The sequence below is a fragment of the Celeribacter persicus genome, from assembly GCF_003050785.1.
In the GTDB taxonomy this organism is placed as follows: Bacteria; Pseudomonadota; Alphaproteobacteria; order Rhodobacterales; family Rhodobacteraceae; genus Celeribacter; species Celeribacter persicus.
The window spans coordinates 37215-62661 of the sequence record NZ_QAOH01000001.1 but is presented as its reverse complement, the minus strand read 5'-3'; the positions used below and the strand labels follow the sequence as shown (position 1 = coordinate 62661).

Below are 25447 nucleotides of genomic sequence, written 5' to 3'. Positions count from 1 at the left end.
CTCCCCCTTTGCGTTGTCTGACCTGAGGTGGTCTCAGCCGATGATCGCGTTGAACGTGGCCGAGGGGCGCATGATCGCAGCGATCTTGGCAGGGTCGGCGTGGTAGTAGCCGCCCATGTCCGCGGGTTTGCCTTCGGCAGCCTGAAGCTCGCTCAGAATGGTCGCTTCTTTCTCGGCCAGCTCTTTCGCGATGGGCGCGAAATGCGCGGCCAGATCGGCGTCGTCGCCTTGGGCGGCCAGCGCCTCGGCCCAGTAGCGGGCGAACCAGTAATGCGAGGTGCGGTTGTCGTTCTGACCGACCTTGCGCTCCGGCGATTTGTTCTCCAAGAGTAGCTTCTGGGTCGCGACCTCGACGGCGGCACCGAGCACGGCGGCTTTCGGCTTGCCCTTGGACGCGGCGAGGAAGTTGTAGCTTTCACCCAGCGCACAGAACTCGCCGAGGCTGTCCCAACGCAGGTGGTTTTCTTCCTGAACCTGCTGCACGTGTTTGGGCGCGGAGCCACCGGCACCGGTTTCAAACAGACCGCCACCGTTCATCAGTTTCACGATGGAGAGCATCTTGGCGGAGGTGCCCAGTTCGAGAATCGGGAACAGGTCGGTGAGGTAGTCGCGCAGCACGTTGCCGGTGATGGTCACGACGTTCTTGCCCTTGCGCATCTCTTCCCATGTGAAGCGGGTAGCCGCACGCGGGTCCATGATCGGGATGTCCTTACCCGCTTCTTTCAGAGCCGGTTCGACATATTTGATCAGCTCGGCGTCGTGCGCACGATTCTTGTCGAGCCAGAAGGCACCGGTGCCTTCGACGTCGAATCGTTCGATGCCGGTTTTGATCCAGTCGAGGATCGGGGCTTTCTTCGCGGTGCAGGAGCGCCAGATGTCGCCCGCTTCGACCTCGTTGGACAAAAGCACTTCGCCGCTGTCGAGAACGATGGAGACGGTGCCGTCGGCGGTCATCTCGAAGGTGGTCGGGTGGGAGCCGTATTCCTCGGCTTTTTGCGCCATCAGGCCGACGTTGGACACGGCGCCACAGGTGGTGACGTCGAGCGTGCCGGTTTCTTTGAAATACTCGACCGTTTCGTCATAGACGCAGGCGTAGGAGTTGTCCGGGATGCAGCATTTGGTGTCAGCTGCTTTACCATCCGGCCCCCAGCCGATGCCACCGGCCTTGATCACGGCGGGCATGGAGGCGTCGATGATCACATCCGAGGGGACGTGCAGGTTGGTGATGCCGCGGTCAGAGTCGACCATGTACATCGGCGGCTTGGCGGCAAGTGCGGCTTTCAGATCGGCTTCCATCTCGGCATTGCCAGCGATGAGTTTTTCGAGCGCGCCGATGCCGGAGTTCGGGTTGAAATCGAGCTTGTCGCCGTGCTTGGCAAGGAAGTCTTCGAGGTACACAGACACGAAATGACCGAAGATGATCGGGTCGGAGACCTTCATCATCGTGGCTTTGAGGTGCACGGAGAAGAGTACGCCCGGCTCCATCGTCTCGACTTCTTTTTTGATGTAGGCACGCAATGCCTTGGCGGACATGAACGTCGCGTCGACGATCTCGCCTTCGAGATACTTGAGACCGGATTTCAGAACCGTCTCGGTGCCGTCTTTCGCGGTGAAGACGATTTTCGCGCCACCGGCCTGCGCAGCGGTGATGGTGGCGGCTTTCTCATTGGCGAAGAAATCGTCGCCCGGCATGGCGGCGACGGTGGTTTTCGAGGTCGATTTCCATTCGCCCATGCGGTGCGGGTTGGCTTTCGCGTATTCTTTCACAGCCTTGGCGGAGCGACGGTCGGAGTTGCCTTCGCGCAGCACCGGGTTCACGGCGGAGCCTTTGACGGTGTCGTATTTGGCACGAACGGCTTTCTCTTCGTCGGTTTGCGGGTCAGAAGGGTAGGCCGGGATCGGGTAGCCCTGCGATTGCAGTTCCTTGATCGCGGCTTCAAGCTGCGGCACGGAGGCCGATATGTTCGGCAGCTTGATGACATTGGCGTCGGGGGTTTTCACCAGTTCGCCAAGTTCGGCGAGGTCATCGGAGACGCGCTGCTCGTCGGAAAGCAGGTCCGGGAAAAGGGCGAGGATACGACCGGCCAGCGAGATGTCCCTGGTCGCCACTTCGACGCTCGCAGCCTCGGAGAAGGACTGGATGATCGGCAGGAGCGAGCCGCGGGCAAGCTCGGGGGCTTCGTCCACGATGGTATAGATAATGTCGGGGGTCTTGTCGGCCATTTGGTCCTCCACTGTCACGAACATGCAGCGGAGCAAAATGGCCCCGTCTGCGCTTGGAAAACCGGGTAGCGAAGTCGGAGGGTCAAGTCAATGTGTGCGAATGTATACCGATGCGGTCTGCGGCACTGAGTCTTCCCCCGTACCGCTTTGAACTGAGCGGATCGGAGTACGACTGTGCGCAGGAAAATGCCGGAGAAAGGCGTTTGTCTAAAAAACAGGCGAATGCGCATTTGATCACCGCTATCGTTTTGCGGAATGCGAGAATCCGATTGTGAAGGCATTTCGGGAGGTTCTAAATTTGATCCATGAGTGAGGACAAAATTTTCGATGAGATGTGGGGGCGCGACGAGACGTTGCGCACACCTTACACGGAATTTCAGGGCTGGTTTCAGGACGAAGACCTGAAGCGGCTGCGGGCAAAACAACGCGAGGCGGAAGAGGTTTTCCGCCTTACGGGCATCACCTTCAACGTTTACGGCCGGGCCGAAGCCGAGGAACGTCTCATCCCTTTCGACATCATTCCCCGGATCATTTCGGGGCGTGAATGGCAAAAGCTGTGCAAGGGGATCGAGCAGCGGGTGCGGGCGATCAACGCCTTTCTTTACGACATTTACAACCGTCAGGAGATCATCAAGGCCGGACGTCTGCCGCAGGATATGATCGCGCGCAACGAGGCGTTTTTGCCGCAGATGATCGGGATGATGCCGCCGGGCGGGATTTACACCCATATCGTCGGCATCGACCTTGTGCGCACCGGGCCGGATCAATTCTACGTGCTCGAAGACAATGCGCGTACGCCCTCGGGGGTCTCCTACATGCTGGAGAACCGCGAGACGATGCTTCAGATGTTCCCGGAGCTTTTCGCTCGCAACCGTGTGCAGCCGGTGCAGAATTACCCCGCCGATCTGCGGCGGTCTCTGGCGGCCTGTGCTCCGAACCGTTGCGAAGGCGTGCCCACTGTGGCGGTGCTAACGCCGGGGATTTACAACTCGGCCTATTTCGAACACGCGTTCCTTGCCGATCAGATGGGGGTGGAACTGGTCGAAGGTCACGATCTTCGGGTGGTGGACGGTCGTGTCGCCATGCGCACGACCCAAGGGTATCAGCCGATCGACGTGCTTTACCGCCGGGTCGATGACGATTTCCTCGATCCGCTCAATTTCAACCCGGAAAGCGCGCTGGGCATTCCCGGCATCATGGACGTATATCGTTCCGGCGGCATCACCATCGCCAACGCGCCGGGGACGGGAATTGCCGATGACAAGGCGATCTACAGCTACATGCCCGATATCGTCGAGTTCTACACCGGTGAGAAGGCGATCTTGGAGAACGTGCCGACATGGCGTTGTTCGGACCCGGACAGCCTTGCCTATGTGCTCGATCACCTGTCTGAGCTTGTGGTCAAGGAAGTGCATGGTTCGGGCGGCTACGGTATGCTGATCGGGCCGACCTCCTCGAAAAAGGAAATCGCCGAATTCCGCAAGAAACTGATGAACAAGCCGGGCAATTACATCGCCCAGCCGACGCTTTCGCTCTCCACCGTGCCGATCTTCACCAAGGCGGGCCTTGCGCCGCGCCACGTCGATCTTCGGCCCTTTGTCCTCTGTAGCCCCGAAGGCATCAACATCACGCCGGGCGGTCTCACTCGTGTGGCGCTGAAAAAGGGCTCGCTCGTGGTGAACTCGTCTCAGGGCGGCGGCACCAAGGACACATGGGTATTGGAGGACTGACGCGATGGCAATGCTCGGCAAGACCGCAAACGGCCTCTATTGGATGTACCGCTATCTGGAGCGGGCCGAAAACACCTCGCGCCTCGTGGAGACTGGCCAGCGGATCGGTCTGACCCGTCTGGGGCAGGACGATGACGAATGGGCCTCCGTGATGCAATCGGCCTCTGTATTGGACGCGTTCAGGGCGGGCCATGACGAAGTGACGAAAGAGGCGGCAATCGACTGGATGCTGCGCGCGAAGGATAACCCGTCCTCGGTGCTCTCCACGATCTCGGAGGCGCGTCAGAACGCCCGGATGGTGCGCACCGCGCTCACCCACGAGGTCTGGGAGGCGATGAACGGCTGTTACATGGCAGCCCGCGACATTCTGGCGCGCAAGGTGTCGGAGCGCGACCTGCCCAAGGTTCTGGGCCTGATCCGGCAACGCACGGCTTTGGTGCGCGGCGCGACCCATGGCACGATGCTCAGAAACGACATCTACGATTTCGCCCGCATCGGCACCTTTCTCGAACGTGGCGACAACACGGCGCGCATTCTCGATGTGAAATATTACGTGCTTTTGCCCTCCGCGCTTTCGGTCGGCTCCTCGCTCGACAATGTGCATTGGGAAACCATCCTGCGGTCGGTCTCCGCCCGCGGTGGTTTCCGCATGGCCTATGGCTCGCAGGTCAACGCCCGCGACATTGCGCAATTCCTGATCCTTGATCGCCGCATGCCGCGCTCGCTGAATTTCTGCGCCTCGAAAATCCATGACAACTTGCGCTATCTGGTGTCGGATTACGGCGAGGAAACACCGTCTTTCCATATGGCGCAGTCGCTGGTGGACCGGTTCGCGCATCATGACATCGACGCCGTGTTCGAATCCGGGCTGCATGAATATATCCAGTCGGTTTTGATCTCCTTTGGCCAGCTTGGTGGCCAGATCGAAAAAGATTTCCGTTTCTACGAGTGAGCCCGATGCGCCTGATCATTCGCCACACCACCCGCTATGCCTTCGAGAACCCGGTGACTTACGGGCTGCAACAGCTGCGCAAGACGCCGAAAACCGGTCACGGGCAGGAGGTGATCCGCTGGGAGACCTCTGTGCAGGGTGGCAAGAAAGAATTGAGCTACCACGATCATATGAACAATCTCGTGGAGCTTCTGTCCTTTGAGCGCGAAACCCGCGAGTTGACCGTGTCCTGCGAGGGAGAGGTGGAGATCGCCGAGAACCACGGCGTTGTCGGACCGCACACCGGGCCCTCGCCGCTCTGGCTGTTCGAAACCGTGACGCCGCTGACCAAACCGGGGCCGGGTGTGCGCGCTTTGGTCAAAAAGGTCGAGGGCGAAAGCGATCTGGAGCGCTTGCACGCGCTGTCGCGTCTGGTGGGCGAGGCGATCACATATGAGATCGGCGCTTCGCACCCGGAATGGAGCGCCGAGGAGGCCATCGCCGAGGGCAAGGGCGTCTGTCAGGACCATGCCCATGTCTTCATTGCCTGCGCGCGCGAAATGGGTCTGCCTGCGCGCTATGTCTCGGGCTATCTGATGATGGATGACCGCACGCTTCAGGATGCGACCCACGCCTGGGCGGAGGCGCATGTGCCGGGGCTCGGTTGGGTCGGTTTCGACGTCTCCAATGAGATTTGTCCCGATCAACGCTATGTGCGCGTCGCAACGGGGCTGGACTACAAGGAGGCCGCTCCTGTAACAGGAACGCGATACGGCGGCGCGGGGGAGACACTCTCCGTCGAGATCGAAGTGTCGCAACAACAAGAGCAACAATAAAGGCGAACCGGTCCGATGACCTATTGCGTGGGAATGATGCTTGAGGCGGGCCTCGTGATGATGTCCGACACACGGACGAATGCCGGTGTCGACAATATTTCGACCTTCAAGAAGATGTTCACATGGGAAGTGCCGGGCGAGCGGGTTCTGACGGTGATGACGGCGGGCAATCTGGCGACGACGCAGGCGCTGGTCTCTATCCTGGACGAACGCACCAAGGCGCCGGGCGAGCGGGAGCCGGATCTTCTGACCGCCCCCTCAATGTTTCAGGTCGCCCGTCTGGTTGCCGGCACGCTCAAGGATGTGATCGCGGCCAACGCCAATGAGGGCCAGCGCGCCGACAGCACCTTCAACGCCACCGTTCTTTTGGGCGGTCAGATCAAGGGCTCGCCGCCACGGCTGTTCCTGATCTACCCGGAAGGCAATTTCATCGAGGCGGGCAAGGAAACCCCGTTCTTCCAGATCGGCGAGACGAAATACGGCAAACCGATCCTCGTGCGCGCCTATGACCCGGAAATGTCGTTCGAGGATGCGGTGAAGCTCATGCTTGTGTCTTTCGACAGCACGGTGAAGGCGAACCTCTCCGTGGGGCTACCCTTCGATCTTCAGGTGATCGAAAAGGATACCTACAAGATTGCCTATCAGCGCCGCATCGAGGCCGATGATCCCTATTATCACGAAATATCGACAAGCTGGGGCGAGGCGCTGAAATCCGCCATGGACAGCCTGCCGAGCTTTACCTTCTGAGCTTGAGCCGCCTTCGCCGGCGCTTTATGCAGTCGGCAGAAGAGGAGGCGCGCGATGGACAGGGACGGATTGGACCCCGAGGATTGGGAGGCGTTTCGCGCCGAAGCGCATGGGCTTCTGGACCTGTGCATCGACCGGCTGCGTGATGCGCGCGATTACCCATGGCAATTGATGTCGCGAGAGGCCATTCCGCATCTGGCTTTGTCGGGCGAAGGCCATGGTGAAATTGCCGCCAGTCGGCGCATTGCCCGCGAAATCCTGCCATATCACACCGGCAACACCCATCCGCGCTTCTGGGGCTGGGTGCATGGCACCGGGCTGGCGCAGGGGCTGTTGTCCGAGATTGTCGCCACCACGATGAACTCGAACGCCGGTGGGCGCGATCATGCGGCCACCTATGTCGAGCGCGCGGTGATCGACTGGGCGCGGCGGGTGATCGGCTTTCCCGACACGGCCTCTGGCGTTTTGGTCACAGGGACGTCGCAGGCCACGGTGGTGGCGCTCATGTCCGCCCGCACCCGTGCTTTGGGTGCGTCCTCCCGTGCGGAGGGCGTACAGGGAGCCCCTTTGGTGGCCTATGCAGGGGCAGGGGTGCACAGCTCTTCGGCGAAGGCGATGGAGCTTCTGGGGCTTGGCTCCAGAGCATTGCGTCGCATTCCGGAAAGCGACACGGGCATGGATATGAACGTGTTGCGCGCCGCGATTGCCCGCGACAAGGCCGAGAGCCTGCGCCCGTTTGCGGTGATCGGCACGGCGGGCTCCGTGGATATGGGCCGCTTCGACGATCTCGAAACGCTGGCGCAGATCGCCCAGGCGGAAGGCCTTTGGTTCCATGTCGATGGCGCTTTCGGAGCCTGGACGCGGCTGGCCGACGCGCCCTGGCGGCATCTTTCCGACGGGATCGAGCGCGCCGACAGTCTCGCCTGCGATTTTCACAAATGGTTGTCCGTGCCCTATGATTGCGGCCTTGCACTCATTCGCGAAGAGGTCGACCAACGCGCCGCTTTCGCCGCACGCCCTGCCTATCTCGAAGGGCAAAGTGCCGGTCTCGCCGGGGCCGAACCGTGGTTTTGCGACTATGGCGTGGACCTGTCGCGGGGCAACCGGGCGCTCAAGGTCTGGATGGCGGTGGAAAGCCTCGGTGAGGTGCGTCTCGGTGCGGCGATCACCATGAACTGCCGACAGGCCGCCCGCATGGGAGCGCTGATCGAAGATACGCCGGGGCTGTGCCTCATGGCAGCGGTGGTGTCGAACATCTGTGTTTTCACCGCAGCGGAGAGCCTGTCGCCCGAGGAGCAAAGCGCGCTCAACACGCGGATCAGCCATGAACTTCAACTCTCTGGAAAGGCGGTGTTCTCGACGACAAAGGTGAAAGGCATCACCTGCCTGCGCGCGGCCTTTGTCAACCACCGCACCCGCGATCACGACCTGACAGAGGCCCTCAAAGCTGTGGTCGAGGCGCGCGATGCACTCAAGCTGTCGGGGGTGCTTTAAGGCGTCTCAAGGCTGAGATTGGGTTTCGGCATGAGATCGGGTTGCAGGCCGCGCTCGACGTAATCCCATGTTGCCATGGCGATCATCGCAGCATTGTCCGTCGCCCATTTCATTGGCGGCAGGCAAAGCTCTACACCATATTTATTGGCCACCTCGGTCATGGCGTCGCGGATTTGCGGCGAGGCGGCGACCCCGCCGACGATCACCAGAGAACGCGGTTTGCACTCATCAAGTGCACGGTCGGCCTTCGCGGTGAGCACATCGACACAGGCGGCCACGAAGGATGCGGACATATCCTCGATGGACACCTCAGGGTGCTGCTCGATATGGCGTGCGACCGAGGATTTCAGCCCGGAAAAGGAGAACTCGTAGCCCTCGTTCTTCATCGGGCGTGGCAGGCGGAGGACCGGTGTGCCGAGTTTGGCTGCGCGGTCGATTGCCGGGCCGCCGGGCATACCGAGCGACAGCATCCGCGCCACCTTGTCATAGCTTTCGCCCACCGAGTCGTCGCGCGTCGTGCCAAGCAAGCGATAGGACCACGCGTCCTTCAATTCGGCGATCAGCGTGTGCCCGCCGGACACCAGCATGATCACGGCGGGGAACTCCGTGCGCCCGCTTTCCAGTTCGACCGAGCGGATATGCCCGCGCAGGTGGTTGACGCCATAGGCGGGGACATTCCAGCCCATTGAGAGCGCCTCCGCTGTCGCAAGGCCCACCAGAAGTGACCCGATCAGCCCCGGCCCGCGTGTCACCCCGATGGCGGTCAGATCGGACGGTGTGACGGAGGCCTCGGCCATCACGCCCTCCACTGTCGGGAGGATGGCTTCCAAATGGGCGCGGGAGGCAAGTTCCGGATAAACCCCACCGAAGGCCTCGTGAATTTCGAATTGCGACACGGTGCGGATCGCGGCCACATGGCCGGTCCGGTCCACCAGCGCCACGGAGGTGTCGTCGCAAGAGGTCTCTATGCCGAGGATCAGCCCGCTCATGCCAACGCCTCCGCGATTTGCACGGGGGAGACGATGCCATGGCGTTCGATCTCGACCGGGGTGACGGTGCAATTGACGATGGTCGAGGGGGTGGGGGCTAGGCCCTTGCCCGGCACCACCAGATCAGGTGAGCCATGGAGTTGCATGAGCGCATCCTCGGTGGTTGCGGGCGTGTCCGCGCCGGAGCGGTTGGCAGAGGTGACCATCAGTGGTCCGGCCAGACGCAAGACGTTCAGAAGCAGATCGTTGTCCGGAATGCGCACCGCGATTTCCTTGCGCCCGTCGAGCCAGTCGGGCGCGCGTTGGGCATCGACTGGCAGGACCAGTGTCAGCGCGCCGGGGACATAGCGGCTCGCCAGTAGTTTCGCGGCCTCAAAGGAGACATCGCCGCCGAGTTCGAAAATCTGGTCCGCATCGGCGACCATGATCGGCAGATTCTTTTGCCGGGGCCGTTTCTTGAGTGCATAAATCTTGTCGACCGCCTCAGGAAAGGCGGGGGAGGCGGCAAGACCGAGAACGGTATCCGTCGGCAAAAGCACCACGCCGCCCTGTCCCAATACCTCGGCAATATCTTCGGCTGACGGGATCATTCCAGCACCTCCACAATCGGCCAGGCCCGCGATTCAGGACCGGGTGTGGGGGCGCTCAGAGCCAGCCGCAACATGGTTTCCATCGTCGCCTTGTTGGTCACGGGGGCTATATGCCCTGCCACCTCGATGTTGCCGGCAAGATCGTAATCCTCCATGTCGGAGAGCTGATCCAGCGCATTTTGCTCGGTACAGTGTTCGTAAAGTGCAAGTTTTCCATCGGCATAAATGCCGAAATGCACATGCGGACGGGCCGCGCGGCGCAGTATCGCGATCGGTTTGTCCCGCGCCACTTCGGCACCGAGCAACTCGAACGCGGGGAGGGGCAGAACCGGGATGCTGCGGGCAAAGCTCAGACCGTTGGCAAAGGCGGCTGCGGTGCGGGTGACGCCGAGGCCCCCGGGCCCGATGTCGCAGGCGATGAGCGTGATTTCGGAGAGATCGCTGCCAATGGCTGCAAGCCCGGTTTCCAACATCAGCCGGTAATCGCGCGAACCGCTCAGAGTCTCTTCTGCGGCGCTATCAAAAACAATTTCATCCCCGCGCCCGAGCGCCAAAGAGGGCACGCCGTTCGAGGCCTGAATCAAAAGCGTGAGTGTCATGTCAGCGCCTCCAGAACCGGGGTCCAGCGCGGGTTCGAAGCCGTCAGAGTCAGAACACGGGCGCTGTCTGTCTCGCCAAATCCGATCCGGATCGAGAGCGGCGCATCGAAAAAGTCACCGATCCGTTCGCCCCATTCGATCACTGAAATACCGCTGTCGAAATAGTCTTCGAGACCGAGGTGATAGAATTCCTGCGCGCCCTTGAGCCGGTAAGCATCGACATGCAACACCGGCCCGCGCGGGGTCTCGTAGATGTTGGCGATGGTATAGGTCGGGCTGGTCACCGCCTCGTCGGAGCCGAGCGCGCGCACCAGAGCACGGGTGAAAAACGTCTTGCCCGCCGCCAGGGCGCCATCGAGCAGGATCACATCGCCGGGGCGCAGATGATCGGCCAGCGCGGAAGCAATCCGCGCCGTATCCGCCTCGTTTGCGATGGTGATGTGTTTTTCCGTCACGGTCGACCTCTCACAAGTTGAGAGCGCTTTAGGACAAAGCGGGCGAAAGGTCCATGGGGGCTTGCGGAGGCACGGTTACGTTTCCGTGTCGAGCCAGATCGTCACCGGCCCGTCATTGATCAGCGAGACTTTCATATCCGCCCCGAAAATTCCGGTCTCACAAGGCACACCTTCGTCGATCAGGCGTTGCGTGAAGCTTTCGTACAGCGCTTTGCCAATCTCGGGGGCTGCGGCGGTGGAAAAGCCGGGACGGTTGCCTTTGGTCTCTGCGGCGAGCGTGAACTGGCTGACCACCAACGCTGTGCCGCCGATGTCGCGCACGGACAGGTTCATCTTGCCCGCCTCATCCCGAAAAATCCGCATCTTGGCGATCTTGGCGGCGAGTTTCGCGGCCTGCGTCTCTGTGTCCTCGCGCATGGCGCAGACGAGCACCAGAAGACCGGGGCCGCTTTGGCCCACGACCTCGCCGTCGACGCGCACGGCGGCCTCGGAAATGCGTTGGATAAGGGCTCTCATTTTCCCTCCAATTCATGTGACCAGGGCGGGTTCGCGCCCGCCCGGCTGACCGTGACGGCGGCGGCTTGGGCTCCGAGGCTGAGGGCCGCGCGCAGGCTGTCTTCATCGAGATCGGCGATGGCCGCTTTCGTCAGCTTGCCCGCCCGTTGCAGCCCGGCGAGGAAACCGCCGTTGAACGTGTCGCCCGCGCCGACGGTGTCCACGACCGTGACCTTTTGCGAGGGCACGAAGGTGGTGCCATGTCTGGTCACGCCCTTGACGCCCTCGGCCCCCATGGTGAGGCAGACGATCTTGACACCCTTGTCCAGTAGAGCGGCGATATGGGCGTCGATCTCGCCGTCGCCCATCAGCCAGAGAAGGTCCTCGTCGGACAGTTTCACGATATCGGCATGCGCCAGCATATGTTCGATTCGTGCACGATAACGCGCTTCATCGCGGATAAATCCGGGACGAATGTTCGGATCCATCATGGTGACACAGCGTTCGGAAGCCTGCACGAAGAGCGTCTCATAGGCCGCGCCACAGGGCTCGACCGGCAGGGAGATGCCGCCGCAGAACACCGCCTCCACCGTGTCCGGGAGCGCTGGCAAATCGGTCTCGGTCAGCATCCGCCCGGCGGTGTTTTCGTCGTAGAACGCATAAGTCGCGTGGCCATCAACCAGCTTGACGAAGGCCACCGTGCAGGGACGATCCGTGGTGACGGCGAGTTGCGTGTCCACATGGCTTTCCGCGAGCTTGTCCTTGAGCAGATCGCCGAAAAAATCGCTTGAGAAGCCGGAGAAGAAACTCACATCCGCCCCCAGTCGCCCGAGCGCGATGGCCGTGTTGAACACGGCCCCACCCGCATAAGGCGCATAGGCGTCCTCGCCTTGGGTGGACTGGCGTGGCAACATGTCGATCAGGGCTTCGCCCGCACAAAGGATCATGGCTTTCTCCTCCGATGTAACTCTCGAATTGATAGCGCTATCGACACAGGAAAAACAGCCTCAATAACCGCCCTGATTTTGCAGTGCGTAGAAGTAACCGACGACCCCGGCAGCGATCAGGCCGAGCACGACGGCGAAAGCGATTTTCCATGCTGAATAGGGCCGCTCGCCCTGCACTTGCCCGGTGCGGCCGTTGACGACAAAACGATAGGTCTTGCCCCGGAATTTGTAGGCGGCGAACCAGACCGGCAGCAGGATATGTTTATAGGTCACATCGGAATAGCGCGTGTCGACATTGTGAATGCGCTGACGGTCGCCGCCGATGTCGAACTTGATGTCGCGGGTGATGACGCGGGCCATCTGGTCCTGCGCGTCCCGAAAGCCCTCCTCCAAGGTGAAGGTGTAAGCTTCGGAGGTGTAGCCCGCGAGATAATCGGGCAGGTAGGGTTCGAGCCCCGAAAGGTCCCAAGGGGCGAGGCCCCGCACATATTGCAGCGGCAGCGCGGTCGAGGCCACGACCAGCACGTCGTCGAAGAACCGCCTCACCTGGCCCGAAACATGACGCCAGCGGGTCCGACGACGCGTCTGACGTTTGCCGTTGACCATCACGCTTTCATGGTAATCCGTGCCGCGTTCGCCGGAATAGCTGCTCTGGGTCTGGGCGTCGAAGGTCCAGTAGGGCATGTAGACGCCATTCAGACGACGCCCCTTGCGGGCGTATTTCTTGAGCGCGTTGGGCGCGAACCAGAGCGAGCCGAGCCAGTGTTTCAGTGCCCCCTGCGCCTCGGCTTCGGTCACGGCAAAGGGCAGGACGCCCTGGGGTTTGATCTGGCGACGGTTGCCGGTGTCGGTGACCACGGGGGTCGCGCAATAGGGGCATTCGGTGGCATGGACCGTGTCGTCAAAATGCAGAACAGCGCCGCAATTGGGACAGGTGGAGGTGCGAAACTCCTCGGTCTGATCCGCGTCAATCAGATCGCCATGCGAAGACAGCCCACCGGACACCGCCATATGGAAATCGAGCTCGCGGGGCTTTGGCGCACCGCCGCTGTCGATCTCCTCCCGGGCGCCGCAATGGTCGCAGACCAGCATGTGCGTGTCCGGATCGAAACGCAGATCGGCCCCGCAGGTATGGCAGGGGAAGCGGTGTTCTTCGGTGGCGGTGACGCTTTGGGGGTCCATATTTTTCAGATTTAACCGGATATTAAAGGTGTCGTGTCATCGTGAGCGTGAATGCACATGGCGGCGGAGAGCGGAATAGGACGGTTACGGAAACGAAAGCGGATGTGCAGATTCGTGATGCGATCTGTGCCCATGTGGATTGGACGAGAGGTTTGGCCGATTGTATCGACAAGGGAATGCTTGAGAAAACCGCGGAAGAGATTGCGCGCAACGATCAATGCGCCTCCGGGCAATGGCTTGTTGGCCTGTCTCCCGATCTTTCTTCGTTTCGGCGGGTGGTCAACTCCCTGATATTCAATCTCAACGACTGGCGCGAGTATGTCAGGGACAGCCTTAGCCGTTGAGGCGCACAGGGGAACGAGACGGACCTGTGTCATGTCCTCTCCTCCTGTTCGAAGCTGACCACCTGTGCGATCTGGCCCTGTGCCGGATCGGTGAAGCGCAGCACATGGCAGAACAGGGCGGGAGGCTGGCCGTCCCGCGTCAGCCGTCCGGAGACGGTGGTGGTCTTGCCCTGTGCGACGATTTGGGTGACGGCGAGACTGATCGGTGGTGTCAGCGCCTGTAGCTGGTGCAAAATCTCATCACGCCCGACCGTGGTCTGCGCAGCACTCCTGTCCCAGCTTGCGCTTTCCGCAAGCCGTCCGGGTTCCAGAGTGCCGACACCGAGAAAGTGAAGCGCCAGCGTGGCGAGGGCGCGGTCGTTCCCTGTTGGAGGAGTGTCCGTGGCATAGCGCAGATGTGTCGGTCGCGGCGATTGCCGTGCTTTGTTCGAGGCGGTCGCGACATGTGCCTGATTGGTTGGTCCGTTGCAAAGGCCGCCATCGTGTGAGGCGTCATGCACAGACCAAAGAGGCAGCTCTGGAGCCGCCTCCGGGTGTTGCACGCCCTGTCTCCGGGCCTTGCCCATGGCTCACACGCCCGGCGGCGGGGGCGGTGGCGCGATGGTGAAAAGCTGCGCCAGTTCCGTGACCTCTTCGGCCTTGAGCCAGCCGTCCTGACCGGGGGTCCAGACATAGGTCTCGCGTTTCAACGCTCCCCTAGCGGCCATCTGGCCCATCTCTGCCTTGGAATAAGGGCCTTTGGTCTCGCCATTCTCGGCCAGATGCCAGACGTGTTCGACGGGCGGAGGCGGCGGGGTTTGGGTGGCAGGGGCCGCGCTCGCGGGGCGGGCGCCCCAGGGACCCGCCTGCGTAGCCATGGCCATCCCCATGCCCGCGCCCATTCCCGCCCCCATCGAAGCGGCCATGGCGGAGTTTTCCGCGCCCATGGCCTCGGCAGCGTTGAATTTCATGTAATTGTCGAGATTGCCGACAATGCCCATTGAGGTGCGTTTGTCCATCGCCGCCTCGACCGCTTCGGGCAGGCTGATGTTCTCGATGTAGAATTCCGGGATGGTCAGGCCGTAGTCCGCGACCACTTTGGAGATTTCTGTGGCCACCAGCTTGCCGAGGTCGGCAGTGTTCGCGGCCATGTCCAGAACCGGAATGCCGGAGCCCGCGACTATGCGCGAAAACGCCTGTACGATGATGTTGCGGATCTGGAAGGAAATCTCGTCCATGGTGAATTCGCCGTCTGTGCCGACGATTTCCGTGAGGAACAGAGCCGGATCGGCGACCTTCACGGTATAGGTGCCATAGGCGCGCAGACGCACCGGACCGAACTCCGGGTCACGGCAGATAATCGGGTTTTTCGTCCCCCATTTCAGATCGCCAAACCGCGTGGTGTTGACGAAATACACCTCGGATTTGAAGGGCGATTTGAAACCGTGATCCCAATGCTGGAGCGTCGTCAGGATCGGCATGTTGTTGGTCTCAAGCATGTAGAGACCGGGGGTGAAGACATCGGCAAGCTGGCCTTCATGGACGAACACGGCGGCCTGACCTTCTCGTACGGTCAGTTTCGCACCGTATTTGATCTCGTGCCCTTCTCGTTCGAACCGCCAGACCATCGTGTCACGGCTGTCGTCCGTCCAGTGGATGACGTCGATGAATTCGCCGGAGAGAAAATCGAAAATACCCATGGGGGCCTCCTTGTTAAATATCCTCGCCCATCAGCTCATAAGCGATTGCCGTGGCGATCGGGCGGGCGGTTTCGGGGTGCATGCCGGGGGCAAGGCGCGGGTCGTAGAGGATACGCAGCAAGAGCTCGTCATGCCGGGTCAGGAGTGCGAATTCCTCGTCGTCATTGAAGATCGAGGGTCGGGCATAGGGGCTGTCGTTGGCAAGGCCAAGCCCCTGTGCGATTTCCTCGTGAAAACAGGATTTGCGCAGCAAATCAGGATGTTCGGCCCGGATCACGGCGACGGCGGAGCGATAGGCGCCGTCATTGGCCGGATCTGAGGCCAGCACGAGGCAATAGGAGGAGCGCGGCATGTTCACCACCGAGCGGATCGCATCCTGCCCGATGCCGGGGATCATTTCCGCGAGACGTGGGCCGATCTGGCGGCGTTCGTCTTCGTTGAGCACGAGCACATGGAAATTCGGTCGCGATGAGGTCACTGCGATCGAATGCCCGGACGCCTGAGCGAGGCGGGAAACGAGGCTGTTCAGCGTCGTGCGGTCGGTGGCGCGGATGCTCTCGGAAACGGTCGGGCCGAATTCCAGTTCGATCCGCACCGGCACCTGCCAGCGATGCAGGTTCGAAGGCGTGGTTTGCGCCACATATTGCCCATTGAGCGAGGTGTATTCGTCATTGAGCGCGATGGCCTCGAAATTTGCGGCCAGTTGCCGGGCGTTGAACGGTGTGTCCGGTCCGCCTCGGTCGGTGCGCAGGAGATTGTTCGCCAGAAGATCGGCCTGCATCCGGGCGTAGTATTTTTCCAGCGCGAAACTGATTTCGCTGCGCTGGGGAGGGGCCATGACGGTCGGCTGCACCGGCGAATAGGGCCGGGGCTGCGGTTTGATGTCCGGGACGGGCGTACAGGCAGAGAGCGCGAGGAAAATCCCCGCGCTCCATCCCGCAATCTGTCGTCCCGTGCCCTTCATCAGTTGGGAACCGCCGGGCCGGAAGCATTACCGGTGGCCTTGGCCGCGGCGAGCGTGTCGCGCAGCTTGGCCTCCATGTCCTTGAGCTCTTTTTCCGCCTCGGCGCGCTTGCGCTTGCCCTCGTCGGCGATTTGCAGGCTCTCCTCGATGGTCGCGACGAGTTCCTCGTTGGCTGTCTTGACCGCCTCGATGTCGAACACACCGCGTTCCATTTCCTCGCGCACCATCTTGTTGGCCTCGCGCAGGTTCTTGGCATTGGCGGTCAGAAGCTCGTTGGTGAGATCGGTCGCGGCCTTGATGTCTTTCGCGGCATCCGACGAGCGCTGGATGGTCACGGCCTGTGCCAGTTGGGTTTCCCAGAGCGGCACGGTGTTGACCAGCGTCGAGTTGATCTTGGTCACCAAGGATTTATCGTTTTCCTGCACCAGACGGATCGAGGGCAGGGATTGCATGGTCACCTGACGGGTCAGTTTCAGGTCATGCACACGGCGTTCGAGATCGTCACGCGCTGCGCGCAGGTCGCGCAGCTCCTGCGCCTTGATCACCTGATCGGCCTCGGGGGCGGCGTCGACAGCGGCGGCGAGCGCCGGGATATCGGTCTCGTCAAGCTCCTTGAGTTTCAGCTCACCGGCGGCGATGTAGATCGCCAGTTCATCGTAGAAGGTGAGCGTCTTCTCATAGAGGTTATCGAGCGACTTGATGTCCTTCATGAGCTTGTGCTCATGTTCCAGAAGGTTGTCGGTGATCTTGTCGATCTGGCTCTGGACATCCTCGTAACGCGCGACGAATTTCGCCATCGGCGCGGCGCGGCCCAGAAGTTTCTCCCACCAGCTGCGTTCGCGACGCACGTCGAGCTCGGAGACCGAAAAACCGCGGATCGTGGTGACGATGGAACGCAGGCTGTCGCCCGCAGGGCCCACATCCTTGTTCTTCACGTCCTGCAACATGGCCTGCGAGATCACCTGCAATTCGGCCTGGGCGGCGGAGCCGAAGCGCACGATGGAATTGGTGTCGCCCATGTCGATCTCGGCCTTGGCCTTCGCGATTTCGGCGGCCTGCGGCACTTCGGCCACGGCATTCGGGTCGATCAACTCGCCCTTTGGTTCGGGCAACACGACGGCGGTGAGCTCCTCAACATCTTTCAAGGCGGCTTCGGCCTTTTGGCGCACGGTATCTGACATGGTACTTCCCCTGATCATTAATTCTTCAAGTTACTTGTAACGCCCTCGCGCGCCAGCCGGTCGCGGAGCACTTCGATCTCGATGTCGAGATCGGTCTTATCATCCAAAAGCAACGCTTTGTGACGGGCGTCGAAATTGGCTTCGAGATCGTCCAGAAGCGCGAACCAGTCGTCCCGCGCCTGCGTGTTCCGGGTCTTTTGCCAGAGATTGGCGAATTTCATCGTCGCATCGCGTGCGCCCAGCAGATAAACGCCCAGATATTTGCGCGCCGCCGTCAGATCGCGCGGATCGTCCTCGACCGTACGGAACATGGCGCGGGCGGTTGCGATGAATTTCTCCAGCCGGTCCTCGGCCTGACGGTCGCCGGTGCGATCGAGCGCCTCGCGCATGGCTTTGAGATGCGCCTCGGCCTCTTCTACGGCCTTGGCGACGCGGTCCTGTTGGAACAGGTCGACCTCATCAAAACCCTTGTTCCTGAGCGGATCAATGCCGAAGGCGAGGCTGTGGAGCACAACGCCAAGCACGGCGAAAATGACGGTTTCCATCGGCCCCCAACCGAACCAGCCGACGAGACCAAGCCCGAGGCCGGTCAGAACGGAACCAAAGATTTTGCGCGGAATGGCGGGGCGACGGGCGACCTTGCGCGACTCGTAGGCCTCTTCGGCTTTCAGCCCCTCGCGGGTGAGAAAGGCCGCGCCAACAAGTGCGCCCAAGGCCACGAGATAGCCGACCATGACAACCGGTTCCGCGCGAAAGGCCTTCCATGCCAGAGGCAGGGCGGCGAAAAACAACAGGTTCGAGCGTGCGCCGACACGGGTCGGTTTCTTGCCATCGAAAGGACGCGGAGCGGGGGCGACGGGCCCTGCCGTTTGCGAGGCATCGCCTTTAGGCGAATAGGTGGAGCCGTAACGCTTGGCCATCACATCCCCTGCGCCTTGATCGTGACATAGAAGGTCAGCGCCACCAGAAGGTAGTAGGCGAGTTTCGAAAACACGCTGTTACTCATGATCACCCTTTCGGCTCAAAGCGCTTGTCCGCCTTCAGATATAGAAAGGAATCGCACCGCTTGAAAGGGTTAAGGGGACAAGCGCAGACGCTTTCCCCGTCACACCGACTCAGCCCCGGGATTTCGGCGGTTTGCCGCCACCCGGGCGCGCGCTGGAGGGTTTGCTGCTGCCTGAGTTCCCATGAGACTTGAACCCGGCCGAGCGCGGTTTGCCGCCCTTGCCGCCGCCGTGGGATTTGAAGCCGTGGGATTTGAAGCTGCCGGGTTTGCCAGCGGGCTTGCCGCCACGCTGATCTCCCTCGCGGTCGTCGCGTTTGCGGTAGGGCTTGCCTGCGGGTTTTCCGCCGGGCTTGCCAAAGGGTTTCCCGCCCGGTTTTCCGTCACGCGGTTTGCTCTTGAAACCTTCGCCGCGGGGTTTGAAATCGCCATCGCGATCCCCGTCGCGTTTCCCCTTGAACCCTTCACCACGCGGCTTGAAATCGCCGCCGCGCGCGGGGCGTCCTCCCTCGGTGTCGTCATGGCGTTTGAAGCCGCCGGATTTGCCTTTGAACGCCGGTTTGTCGCCGGGTTTTCCGTCTTTTACGGGCCGGTTCGGGCGCGCATCGCGGCCCAGCGTTTCCTTGCGCGGACCGCCCGGCTTGCCACCGCGCGACACCTCGCGCCGGGCCTTCGCCGCGCCATGCCCGTCTGTGCCGGTCTCAAGCCCAAGCTGGTCGCGCAGCACGCGCCCGCGCACCTCTTCGACCTGTCCCGGTTGCAGGGTGTTCAACCGGAAGGGCCCGTAGGAAATGCGGATCAATCGGTTCACGGTCAGGCCGATATGCTCCATGGCGCGGCGGATCTCGCGGTTCTTGCCCTCGCGCAGCCCGACGGTGAGCCAGGCGTTCGCACCTTGCTGACGGTCGAACATGACCTCCATCGGCTGGAATTCCTCGCCGTCGATGGTCACGCCCTTGCGCAGCGGTTCAAGCATGGCTTCGGTCGCGGTGCCTTTGACCCGCACCCGGTATTTGCGCAGCCAGCCAGTGTCCGGCAGTTCCAGACGGCGCTTGATCTCACCATCGTTCGTGAGCAAAAGCAGGCCTTCGGAGTTCAGATCGAGACGCCCGACCGACATCACGCGTGGCAGCTCTTTCGGGAGCTGATCGAACACCGTCTCGCGGCCTTTTTCGTCCTTGGCCGAGGTCACGAGACCGGCGGGCTTGTGATAGAGCCAGAGACGCGGCGGTTCCGGTTCGCCGACCTCCTTGCCATCGACCGTGATGCGGTCCTTCGGCAAGACGTTGAGCGCGGGGGAGGCGACGACGCGCCCGTTGACCGTGACGCGCCCCGCTTCGATCAGTTCCTCGGCTTCGCGGCGCGAGGAAATGCCCGCGCGCGACAGCACCTTGGCGATGCGCTCACCCGGAGGGGTCTTTTTCGCGGCGGGTTTCGGGGAATTGGGCGTGTCAGTCATGGAAATGGCCTTTCGTTGGCGCGCTCATACTCTGAGACAGGACACATGAAAAGGGCAAAGAAAACCGGCCCGCAGCGATGCAGGCCGGGAATACAGGTTCAGAACGCTGTCGGGGCGTTTCAGAAGGACATGACGTAGGAGACGCCGAAGACCCAGGGGTCGATCTCGGCCTTGCCGGATTTCACGCCGTCCAGTTTCACATCGCTGTCGATGTCGATCCAGCGCACGTCGGTCCGCAGCGCGGCGCGGTCGCTGAGTTTGTAATCGAAACCGGCGTGAAGTGCGACGCCCCAGGAGTCGCTCAGGTCCAGATCATGGCCTGCGATGTCGCCTTTGGCGGTTTCGTCAAAAAAGGCGGTGTAGTTGATCCCGGCGCCGAGGAAGGGGGTGAAGGTCGAACCGGTGTCGAAGTGATATTGCAGGGAGATCACCGGCGGCAGGTGCTGCGTGGTGCCGATTTTGCCCATGCCGTCGGCTTTGATGTCGTGTTTGAATGGCCATGCGCCGAGCACTTCGATGCCGAGGTTGTCGCGGATGAAATATTCGAAGGTGATGGTCGGGCGCACGTTGTCGCCGACATCAAGGCCGGGGCCGCCGTCGAGGCCGCCGTTGTCGGACTTCGGCATCACGCCGCCAAGGCCGAGGCCGAGAGTCATCGTGCCCGCATCCTGAGCCGAGGCGAGGGTCGGCAAAGCGAGGGCAAGGGCCACTGTCGCGGCGAGAACGGAAGTCTTTGTCATAATTCAAGTCCCATTGTTGTCTTCTGCGTGGGGTGAGTCCGCGCGTGCGGGCAGAGTTGCCGTGGCCTGAAAGAAGGCACTTTGATTTGCGTCAAATCGGACGCCTCTGCGACACTGTGTCATCGCGCCTTCCGCACACCTGCCAAGACCTGCACAGGAAGCGGCTTGCCTTTGTCCGGAAAATCGCGGCAGGAAAGAGCATGTCGTTTCGCTCTTATATGGATATCGCTCTGGAAGAGGCGCGTGCCGCAGCCTTGCGTGGCGAAGTGCCCGTGGGGGCCGTGGTGGTTTCGCCCGACGGTGCGGTTGTGGCCCGGGGCGGCAATCGCACGCGACAGGACAATGACCCAACGGCACATGCCGAAATCGTTGCGTTGCGTCAGGCCTGTAGCACACTGGGAGTCGAGCGCCTGCCGGGGTATGATCTCTATGTGACCCTGGAACCCTGCCCGATGTGCGCCGCCGCCATGTCGAACGCCCGCATCCGCAGGCTGTATTATGGCGCGCAGGACCCGAAATCCGGCGGCGTCGCCCATGGTGCAAAAGTCTTCAGCCACGCCCAATGCCACCATGTGCCGGAGATCTACGACGGGATCGCCGCGGCCGAGGCCGAAGCGCTGCTCAAGGATTTCTTTGCCGCCCGGCGCTGATCAGGCCGAAACCTCAGGCGCCCAGAACCATGTAACGACCGATGCCGTAGACGTAAAATCCGGTGAAAAGGATATTGATCCATTTCAACTGGCGCTCGCTGTGCAGCCATCCCATGGCGATCCAGATCAGACAGAAAGGCAGGGACAGGAACAGGTTCAGCGGATACCAGTTCTGCACGATTGCCACGGTCGAGGTGATGCCGAGGATCAGGGCGAGATTTTTGAACGACTGCTCATGGCGCAGCAGAAAGCGTTCCAGCATGGGAAGACCTTTGCGGGCACCGGCGCGTCACAACGGCGCGGTGCGATTTTCGGATATGTCGGGTGTCGGGCATTGTCGCCTTGCGGCAGGAGTACCTGAAATCCGCACGGGCATGCAAGTCACGGGCCTTTTGCAAAATTCGAAAAATACGCGTGGTCGCGTAGGACGCGCCTTTGCGCCCCGTAATGAAGGGTAATCGACGACACAAAGGAGACATCACATGCGCACCCGATATCTTGTCGCTCTCTGTACGCTTGGCCTCACCGGCGGTTTGAGCGGGCCGGTTTTCGCTGCCAGCGACGTTTTGACCTATGACGGCAATGGCGATGGCACCATCACCCGCGCCGAATTTCAGGCGCTGCAAAAGGACAGTTTCAAGGCGCTCGACACTGATGGCAACGACTTCGTGACCGTGGCCGAAGTGCAGGCCTTGCCTGCATCCGATGGGCGCAATGTGACGGGCAAGCGGCTTCTTGCGCGTGACGGGAATGGCGATGGCATGGTGAGCGAGGCCGAGTTCCTGTCGCAGGCGCCGGGCTTTGACCGGGCCGACCGTAACAACGATGGCGTGCTGGCGGGCAATGAACTGGCACGTGTGAACAAGTTCTTGGCAAAGGGCAGTTTTTAAGCCCTGCGCGTTTTGCTTCCCCTTTCCTGCCGATCCACCCTGAAAACCGGATCGCCCCTCTGACTTTGATAAGGACCGTAACGATGAGACACGTCACCGAAACCACCAAAATTCTTGCCTTTGTCTTGCCAATGGCTTTCGCTACGCCGATGTTCGCTCAGAACGTGACGATCACCAATGGTAATGGCGGCACCGTCGAGAAAAACCGCGATTGCGCGCGCGAAAACGGCAAGGTGGTCTGCCAGACAGCAACGACTGCGACCACGGCGAAGGGCCAGACCGTATCGAAAAACCGTCAGCGGACCACCACCAGCGAGGGCACCACCTCGACCATGAACTGTGTCGGACCGACTGGGGAACCCGGTCCCTGTTCGCGCACGGTCCAGATCACCCGCTAAGGCGGGGAAGGCCCGGTCCGCCCATCCCCCCCTGACGGATCGGGCCGTTTTTCAGAACGGTGAAACGTGTATTTGGTAAAACAGGGCAGGGCTAGGCGGCCCCGTTTGAAAGAGTCGAGAGATCGGGTATGGACCCACGTCAGGCAGAGGCCGCCGCCGCGATGGCTGCGATGGTGCGGGGCGAGCGCGCGGCGCTGGCTCGTCTGATCGCGCTTTATGGGGCGGGCATCCGGCGCTATGCGGCGCAAGTGCTGCTCAACGCGACCGAGGCCGAGGACGTGGCGCAGGAGGTGTTTCTGCGGGCTTGGAGCAAGGCGGCGAGTTACGATCCCGCGAAAGGCGCGGTGTCGAGCTGGCTTTACCGGATCGCGGTCAATCTCTGTATCGACCACAATCGCAGGGGGAGATTTCGGCGCTTCGTCGGCATCGACAGTATCGCAGAACCCGAAGACGATACGCCGGGGGCGGAGGCCGGGCTGGACGCACGTCAGAGACTTGCCTTGACCCGTGCGGCGATCCGGGCGTTGCCACAACGTCAGCGTCAGGCGATCTTGCTGAAGGCGGTCGGAGAGCTGTCGGGCGCGGAGATCGCGGCGGCGCTGAATACAAGTGAAGGGGCGGTGGAACAATTGCTGGTGCGGGCGCGTGCCGCGCTTCGGGCCAGACTGGAAAAGGAGGACTGACCCATGACACATCAAAAGACGTCGGATCAGAAAACGAACCCCAACCTGTCTGCGGATGTCACCGCAGATGAGGCCATCGACCGCGACCTCGCTGCGTTGTTGAAAACACCCGGCGACGAGGATGTCGCCTTGTTGTCGCGCTCTGTTCTAAACCAGTTGGCGGAGGCCCCGTCGGGGGCCGAACATCACCTTGCCGAGGTGCTTTCCGAGCCGTTGCCATGGGCCATGGGCTTTGCCGGGCTGATGGGGCTCTGTGTGGGGACTGGCTATCTCCTGTCCTCCGGCGCGGTCGGGGACAGTTTCCTCGCGTTGCTCGCACTGGGCGATGTCTTTGGCCTGCTGGGAGGGTTCTGATGTCTGCACAAGTTACACAACCTCATCGCCATTCTCCCCGCCGGGCCTGGGGGCGGATGGCCCTGATCGCGGTTCTTGGCCTGTCGCTTCTGGGCAATGCCGTGACCTTCGGCGTGATCTGGCGCTTCCAGCAGGTGCGCGCCGTTGTCATGGGCGACGGGGCCGTTCACATGCCCGCTTTCCCGAGCGAAATCCGCAAAGAGCTTCGTGGTCGTTTTGTCGGCGACACGGCGCTTCACGCCAGCTTGCGCGACGTCATCGAAGCCCGCCGCGCGGTCGTGACCGTGAGCACCGAAGCGCCATTTGACAAGGCCGCGACCGAGGCCGCGATGGCCGAGTTCCGCACCCGGTTCATCGCAAGCTTCGATCAGATGCAGGCCATGGTGCTCGATGTGCTCGAAGAACAGGCCGGGGAGAGCCCCGATTGATCAGATTTCGATCGGCACCAGCACCTCGGGCACCTTCACCACACCGTCTTCCAGCGCATAGACCAGTTCGTCGCAGCTCTGCGCCAGAAGCGGGAAGGTGCCCCAGTGACACGGGATCACCGTCTTGAAATCGAAGAATTTCTGACAGACGTAAGCGGCCCGTTTCATATCCATCGTGTAATGCCCGCCGGCACAGAGGATGCCGATGTCGGGCTGATGCAGATCGGCGAACCATTCCATGTCGGCCATGATGTCGGTGTCGCCAGAGACATAGATCGTGTGCCCCTCGCCGGAGATCATGAAGCCCGCGGGCTGTCCCGCATAGGCCGGTGCGCCGTCCTTGAAGTCGATGGAGGAACTGTGCACGGCGTTGACCATGGTCACTTCGACCGTATCTTCGCCTTCGCCCAGCGTGATCGTGCCGCCCTTGCCAAAGCCCGTCACCTGAGCGCCTTCGGCGCCGAGGATGATCGACAACTCGTGGATGCAATAGATCATCGCGTCCGTGGTGCGGGCGACGGGCAGGGTGGATGAGGCATGATCGCCATGGCCATGGGTGAGGAAGATCGCGGTTGTGCCCTCCATGGCCTCGTTTTCGCGGCCTTCGGGAAAGGCCGGGTTGCCCTGAAGCCACGGGTCGATCAGCAGAATCTGATCCGCGATCTCGATGCGAAAGCCGGAATGGCCGAGCCAGGTGATTTTCATGAAAAGACTCCCTATGGTTTGACCCAGTGATTTGCCCAGAGACTAGCACGGGAACGCCAGAGGTCCATGTTTGCCGAACAGATCGACGCCTATTGCGAGCGCACGGATTTCACCTTCTGGTCGGAACCCGTCAATGCGCTGACCAATGCAGCTTTTCTGATTGCCGCGCTGGTGATCTGGCCGCGCACGAAAGATGTCCCCATGGCGCGGGCTTTGGCGGTGGTCTTGTTTGTGATCGGTCTCGGGTCCTTTGCCTTTCACACCACGGCGACGCGTTGGGGGGCTATGGCGGACACGCTGCCGATTCTGGGGTTTGTTCTGCTCTATCTCTTCGGGGCGTCGCGGGATTTTCTCGGGCTTGGGCTGTGGCGTTCGGTCTTGGCCTGTCTCGCCTTCTTTCCCTTCGCCTTCGTCTGCACGCTGCTGTTTTCCCACCTCGGCCTCGGCTCCAGTGCCGCCTACAGTTCCGTGCCGTTGTTGATTTTCATCTATGCGGCGCTGCTCCGAACTCGCGCGCCTTTTACCGCGCGGGGGCTCGCGATAGGGGCCACGATCCTCTGTCTCTCCATTGCGATGCGCTGGCTCGATGAACCGATCTGCGACGCCTTTCCCTTGGGTACGCATTTTCTCTGGCATATCCTCAATGCCACCATGCTGGGTTGGATGATCCATGTTTATGTCCGGCATATGCGTCAAACCCGCCTTGAAGACGGAGCGTCCGCGCGATAAAGCCTCAGACGACAGTTAAAAC

At 61.6% G+C, this 25447-nt stretch carries 30 protein-coding genes; 13 read left to right on the top strand and 17 right to left on the bottom strand.

The window, feature by feature from the left end; genetic code table 11:
* Positions 1–33: 33 nt before the first annotated feature.
* Positions 34–2223, bottom strand: a complete 2190-nt coding sequence (locus C8N42_RS00370; protein WP_107814564.1) for an NADP-dependent isocitrate dehydrogenase — start codon at positions 2221–2223, stop codon at positions 34–36.
* Positions 2224–2528: 305 nt separating this feature from the next.
* On the opposite strand from C8N42_RS00370, the gene C8N42_RS00365 reads away from it, so the two are divergent.
* From C8N42_RS00365 to C8N42_RS00345, 5 genes are read left to right on the top strand one after another with little or no spacing between them, the layout of a single operon-like run.
* The gene (locus C8N42_RS00365) at positions 2529–3953 is read left to right on the top strand and encodes a circularly permuted type 2 ATP-grasp protein (RefSeq protein ID WP_107814563.1); all 1425 of its coding nucleotides are present in this window, start codon (positions 2529–2531) and stop codon (positions 3951–3953) included.
* A gap of 10 nt (positions 3954–3963) precedes the next feature.
* Positions 3964–4905 carry an alpha-E domain-containing protein gene (locus tag C8N42_RS00360; protein WP_107815032.1) on the top strand — a complete coding sequence of 314 codons (942 nt, stop codon included), beginning with the start codon at positions 3964–3966 and terminating at the stop codon, positions 4903–4905.
* Positions 4906–4910: 5 nt separating this feature from the next.
* Positions 4911–5720 carry a transglutaminase family protein gene (locus C8N42_RS00355; RefSeq protein WP_107814562.1) on the top strand — a complete coding sequence of 270 codons (810 nt, stop codon included), beginning with the start codon at positions 4911–4913 and terminating at the stop codon, positions 5718–5720.
* A 15-nt stretch (positions 5721–5735) separates the two neighbouring features.
* Positions 5736–6467: a proteasome-type protease gene (locus C8N42_RS00350; protein ID WP_107814561.1), complete on the top strand. Its 732-nt coding sequence runs from the start codon at positions 5736–5738 to the stop codon at positions 6465–6467.
* Between the two features lie 54 nt (positions 6468–6521).
* Positions 6522–7961 (top strand): pyridoxal phosphate-dependent decarboxylase family protein, encoded by a 1440-nt coding sequence (locus tag C8N42_RS00345; RefSeq protein WP_107814560.1) that lies wholly within the window; start codon positions 6522–6524, stop codon positions 7959–7961.
* On the opposite strand, the gene tsaD is transcribed toward C8N42_RS00345, so the two are convergent.
* From tsaD to C8N42_RS00310, 7 genes are all read right to left on the bottom strand, one after another.
* Complete coding sequence (tsaD, locus tag C8N42_RS00340; protein ID WP_107814559.1) at positions 7958–8950, bottom strand: tRNA (adenosine(37)-N6)-threonylcarbamoyltransferase complex transferase subunit TsaD; 993 nt, start codon at positions 8948–8950, stop codon at positions 7958–7960. The two genes, C8N42_RS00345 and tsaD, sit on opposite strands and share 4 nt — an antisense overlap.
* A complete protein-coding gene (locus tag C8N42_RS00335) occupies positions 8947–9540 on the bottom strand; it encodes an L-threonylcarbamoyladenylate synthase (protein ID WP_107814558.1) in 594 nt (197 codons plus the stop codon). Before C8N42_RS00335 ends, tsaD begins: the two co-directional genes overlap by 4 nt.
* Positions 9537–10139 carry a hypothetical protein gene (locus tag C8N42_RS00330; protein ID WP_107814557.1) on the bottom strand — a complete coding sequence of 201 codons (603 nt, stop codon included), beginning with the start codon at positions 10137–10139 and terminating at the stop codon, positions 9537–9539. Before C8N42_RS00330 ends, C8N42_RS00335 begins: the two co-directional genes overlap by 4 nt.
* A complete protein-coding gene (gene tsaE, locus C8N42_RS00325; protein WP_107814556.1) occupies positions 10136–10594 on the bottom strand; it encodes a tRNA (adenosine(37)-N6)-threonylcarbamoyltransferase complex ATPase subunit type 1 TsaE in 459 nt (152 codons plus the stop codon). The genes C8N42_RS00330 and tsaE overlap by 4 nt, the downstream gene beginning before the upstream one ends.
* A 75-nt stretch (positions 10595–10669) precedes the next feature.
* Entirely contained in the window at positions 10670–11110 is a 441-nt protein-coding gene (gene dtd, locus C8N42_RS00320) for a D-aminoacyl-tRNA deacylase (protein ID WP_107814555.1), read from the bottom strand.
* Positions 11107–12036 (bottom strand): carbohydrate kinase family protein, encoded by a 930-nt coding sequence (locus C8N42_RS00315; protein WP_107814554.1) that lies wholly within the window; start codon positions 12034–12036, stop codon positions 11107–11109. The genes dtd and C8N42_RS00315 overlap by 4 nt, the downstream gene beginning before the upstream one ends.
* A 60-nt stretch (positions 12037–12096) precedes the next feature.
* A complete protein-coding gene (locus C8N42_RS00310; RefSeq protein ID WP_107814553.1) occupies positions 12097–13218 on the bottom strand; it encodes a TFIIB-type zinc ribbon-containing protein in 1122 nt (373 codons plus the stop codon).
* Positions 13219–13322: 104 nt separating this feature from the next.
* Here C8N42_RS00310 and C8N42_RS00305 point away from each other — a divergent pair, with 104 nt between their 5' ends.
* Positions 13323–13562 carry a hypothetical protein gene (locus tag C8N42_RS00305; protein ID WP_107814552.1) on the top strand — a complete coding sequence of 80 codons (240 nt, stop codon included), beginning with the start codon at positions 13323–13325 and terminating at the stop codon, positions 13560–13562.
* A 29-nt stretch (positions 13563–13591) separates the two neighbouring features.
* Here C8N42_RS00305 and C8N42_RS00300 read toward each other — a convergent pair whose 3' ends face one another.
* From C8N42_RS00300 to C8N42_RS00270, 7 genes are all read right to left on the bottom strand, one after another.
* The gene (locus C8N42_RS00300) at positions 13592–14104 is read right to left on the bottom strand and encodes a hypothetical protein (RefSeq protein WP_146168228.1); all 513 of its coding nucleotides are present in this window, start codon (positions 14102–14104) and stop codon (positions 13592–13594) included.
* A gap of 27 nt (positions 14105–14131) precedes the next feature.
* Positions 14132–15241, bottom strand: coding sequence for an SPFH domain-containing protein (locus C8N42_RS00295; protein WP_107814550.1), 1110 nt, complete (start codon positions 15239–15241; stop codon positions 14132–14134).
* 13 nt (positions 15242–15254) lie between these two features.
* Entirely contained in the window at positions 15255–16205 is a 951-nt protein-coding gene (locus tag C8N42_RS00290; protein WP_107814549.1) for a DUF2927 domain-containing protein, read from the bottom strand.
* Positions 16205–17386 (bottom strand): toxic anion resistance protein, encoded by a 1182-nt coding sequence (locus tag C8N42_RS00285; RefSeq protein ID WP_107814548.1) that lies wholly within the window; start codon positions 17384–17386, stop codon positions 16205–16207. Before C8N42_RS00285 ends, C8N42_RS00290 begins: the two co-directional genes overlap by 1 nt.
* Before the next feature lie 17 nt (positions 17387–17403).
* Positions 17404–18306, bottom strand: coding sequence for a 5-bromo-4-chloroindolyl phosphate hydrolysis family protein (locus C8N42_RS00280; RefSeq protein ID WP_107814547.1), 903 nt, complete (start codon positions 18304–18306; stop codon positions 17404–17406).
* Between the two features lie 195 nt (positions 18307–18501).
* Positions 18502–19848: a pseudouridine synthase gene (locus tag C8N42_RS00275; RefSeq protein ID WP_107814546.1), complete on the bottom strand. Its 1347-nt coding sequence runs from the start codon at positions 19846–19848 to the stop codon at positions 18502–18504.
* A 119-nt stretch (positions 19849–19967) separates the two neighbouring features.
* A complete protein-coding gene (locus C8N42_RS00270) occupies positions 19968–20588 on the bottom strand; it encodes an OmpW/AlkL family protein (protein WP_107814545.1) in 621 nt (206 codons plus the stop codon).
* A 200-nt stretch (positions 20589–20788) separates the two neighbouring features.
* Here C8N42_RS00270 and C8N42_RS00265 point away from each other — a divergent pair, with 200 nt between their 5' ends.
* Positions 20789–21238 carry a nucleoside deaminase gene (locus C8N42_RS00265; RefSeq protein ID WP_107814544.1) on the top strand — a complete coding sequence of 150 codons (450 nt, stop codon included), beginning with the start codon at positions 20789–20791 and terminating at the stop codon, positions 21236–21238.
* Positions 21239–21251: 13 nt separating this feature from the next.
* Here C8N42_RS00265 and C8N42_RS00260 read toward each other — a convergent pair whose 3' ends face one another.
* Positions 21252–21500 (bottom strand): peptidase, encoded by a 249-nt coding sequence (locus C8N42_RS00260; protein ID WP_107814543.1) that lies wholly within the window; start codon positions 21498–21500, stop codon positions 21252–21254.
* A 220-nt stretch (positions 21501–21720) separates the two neighbouring features.
* Here C8N42_RS00260 and C8N42_RS00255 point away from each other — a divergent pair, with 220 nt between their 5' ends.
* The 5 genes from C8N42_RS00255 (at position 21721) to C8N42_RS00235 (ending at position 23991) form a co-directional block, all read left to right on the top strand.
* Positions 21721–22128, top strand: coding sequence for an EF-hand domain-containing protein (locus C8N42_RS00255; protein ID WP_107814542.1), 408 nt, complete (start codon positions 21721–21723; stop codon positions 22126–22128).
* Between the two features lie 83 nt (positions 22129–22211).
* Positions 22212–22526: a hypothetical protein gene (locus C8N42_RS00250; RefSeq protein ID WP_107814541.1), complete on the top strand. Its 315-nt coding sequence runs from the start codon at positions 22212–22214 to the stop codon at positions 22524–22526.
* A 128-nt stretch (positions 22527–22654) separates the two neighbouring features.
* Complete coding sequence (locus C8N42_RS00245; protein WP_107814540.1) at positions 22655–23209, top strand: RNA polymerase sigma factor; 555 nt, start codon at positions 22655–22657, stop codon at positions 23207–23209.
* Between the two features lie 3 nt (positions 23210–23212).
* Complete coding sequence (locus C8N42_RS00240; protein ID WP_107814539.1) at positions 23213–23563, top strand: hypothetical protein; 351 nt, start codon at positions 23213–23215, stop codon at positions 23561–23563.
* Positions 23563–23991, top strand: a complete 429-nt coding sequence (locus tag C8N42_RS00235; protein WP_146168227.1) for a periplasmic heavy metal sensor — start codon at positions 23563–23565, stop codon at positions 23989–23991. Before C8N42_RS00240 ends, C8N42_RS00235 begins: the two co-directional genes overlap by 1 nt.
* Here C8N42_RS00235 and C8N42_RS00230 read toward each other — a convergent pair whose 3' ends face one another.
* The gene (locus C8N42_RS00230; RefSeq protein WP_107814537.1) at positions 23992–24696 is read right to left on the bottom strand and encodes a metal-dependent hydrolase; all 705 of its coding nucleotides are present in this window, start codon (positions 24694–24696) and stop codon (positions 23992–23994) included.
* Positions 24697–24762: 66 nt separating this feature from the next.
* Here C8N42_RS00230 and C8N42_RS00225 point away from each other — a divergent pair, with 66 nt between their 5' ends.
* Complete coding sequence (locus tag C8N42_RS00225; RefSeq protein WP_107814536.1) at positions 24763–25425, top strand: ceramidase domain-containing protein; 663 nt, start codon at positions 24763–24765, stop codon at positions 25423–25425.
* Positions 25426–25447: the final 22 nt, after the last annotated feature.

Coding starts and splice junctions, on each gene's coding strand:
- C8N42_RS00290 (WP_107814549.1), bottom strand. CDS start 16,205: ATGAAGGGCACGGGACGACAGATTGCGGGATGGAGCGCGGGGATTTTC.
- C8N42_RS00280 (WP_107814547.1), bottom strand. CDS start 18,306: ATGGCCAAGCGTTACGGCTCCACCTATTCGCCTAAAGGCGATGCCTCG.
- C8N42_RS00360 (WP_107815032.1), top strand. CDS start 3,964: ATGCTCGGCAAGACCGCAAACGGCCTCTATTGGATGTACCGCTATCTG.
- C8N42_RS00345 (WP_107814560.1), top strand. CDS start 6,522: ATGGACAGGGACGGATTGGACCCCGAGGATTGGGAGGCGTTTCGCGCC.
- C8N42_RS00370 (WP_107814564.1), bottom strand. CDS start 2,223: ATGGCCGACAAGACCCCCGACATTATCTATACCATCGTGGACGAAGCC.
- C8N42_RS00310 (WP_107814553.1), bottom strand. CDS start 13,218: ATGGACCCCCAAAGCGTCACCGCCACCGAAGAACACCGCTTCCCCTGC.
- C8N42_RS00350 (WP_107814561.1), top strand. CDS start 5,736: ATGACCTATTGCGTGGGAATGATGCTTGAGGCGGGCCTCGTGATGATG.
- C8N42_RS00335 (WP_107814558.1), bottom strand. CDS start 9,540: ATGATCCCGTCAGCCGAAGATATTGCCGAGGTATTGGGACAGGGCGGC.
- tsaD (WP_107814559.1), bottom strand. CDS start 8,950: ATGAGCGGGCTGATCCTCGGCATAGAGACCTCTTGCGACGACACCTCC.
- C8N42_RS00255 (WP_107814542.1), top strand. CDS start 21,721: ATGCGCACCCGATATCTTGTCGCTCTCTGTACGCTTGGCCTCACCGGC.
- C8N42_RS00355 (WP_107814562.1), top strand. CDS start 4,911: ATGCGCCTGATCATTCGCCACACCACCCGCTATGCCTTCGAGAACCCG.
- C8N42_RS00250 (WP_107814541.1), top strand. CDS start 22,212: ATGAGACACGTCACCGAAACCACCAAAATTCTTGCCTTTGTCTTGCCA.
- C8N42_RS00275 (WP_107814546.1), bottom strand. CDS start 19,848: ATGACTGACACGCCCAATTCCCCGAAACCCGCCGCGAAAAAGACCCCT.
- C8N42_RS00240 (WP_107814539.1), top strand. CDS start 23,213: ATGACACATCAAAAGACGTCGGATCAGAAAACGAACCCCAACCTGTCT.
- dtd (WP_107814555.1), bottom strand. CDS start 11,110: ATGAGAGCCCTTATCCAACGCATTTCCGAGGCCGCCGTGCGCGTCGAC.
- C8N42_RS00330 (WP_107814557.1), bottom strand. CDS start 10,139: ATGACACTCACGCTTTTGATTCAGGCCTCGAACGGCGTGCCCTCTTTG.
- C8N42_RS00270 (WP_107814545.1), bottom strand. CDS start 20,588: ATGACAAAGACTTCCGTTCTCGCCGCGACAGTGGCCCTTGCCCTCGCT.
- C8N42_RS00245 (WP_107814540.1), top strand. CDS start 22,655: ATGGACCCACGTCAGGCAGAGGCCGCCGCCGCGATGGCTGCGATGGTG.
- C8N42_RS00295 (WP_107814550.1), bottom strand. CDS start 15,241: ATGGGTATTTTCGATTTTCTCTCCGGCGAATTCATCGACGTCATCCAC.
- C8N42_RS00225 (WP_107814536.1), top strand. CDS start 24,763: ATGTTTGCCGAACAGATCGACGCCTATTGCGAGCGCACGGATTTCACC.
- C8N42_RS00230 (WP_107814537.1), bottom strand. CDS start 24,696: ATGAAAATCACCTGGCTCGGCCATTCCGGCTTTCGCATCGAGATCGCG.
- C8N42_RS00365 (WP_107814563.1), top strand. CDS start 2,529: ATGAGTGAGGACAAAATTTTCGATGAGATGTGGGGGCGCGACGAGACG.
- C8N42_RS00265 (WP_107814544.1), top strand. CDS start 20,789: ATGTCGTTTCGCTCTTATATGGATATCGCTCTGGAAGAGGCGCGTGCC.
- C8N42_RS00315 (WP_107814554.1), bottom strand. CDS start 12,036: ATGATCCTTTGTGCGGGCGAAGCCCTGATCGACATGTTGCCACGCCAG.
- C8N42_RS00260 (WP_107814543.1), bottom strand. CDS start 21,500: ATGCTGGAACGCTTTCTGCTGCGCCATGAGCAGTCGTTCAAAAATCTC.
- C8N42_RS00235 (WP_146168227.1), top strand. CDS start 23,563: ATGTCTGCACAAGTTACACAACCTCATCGCCATTCTCCCCGCCGGGCC.
- C8N42_RS00285 (WP_107814548.1), bottom strand. CDS start 17,386: ATGTCAGATACCGTGCGCCAAAAGGCCGAAGCCGCCTTGAAAGATGTT.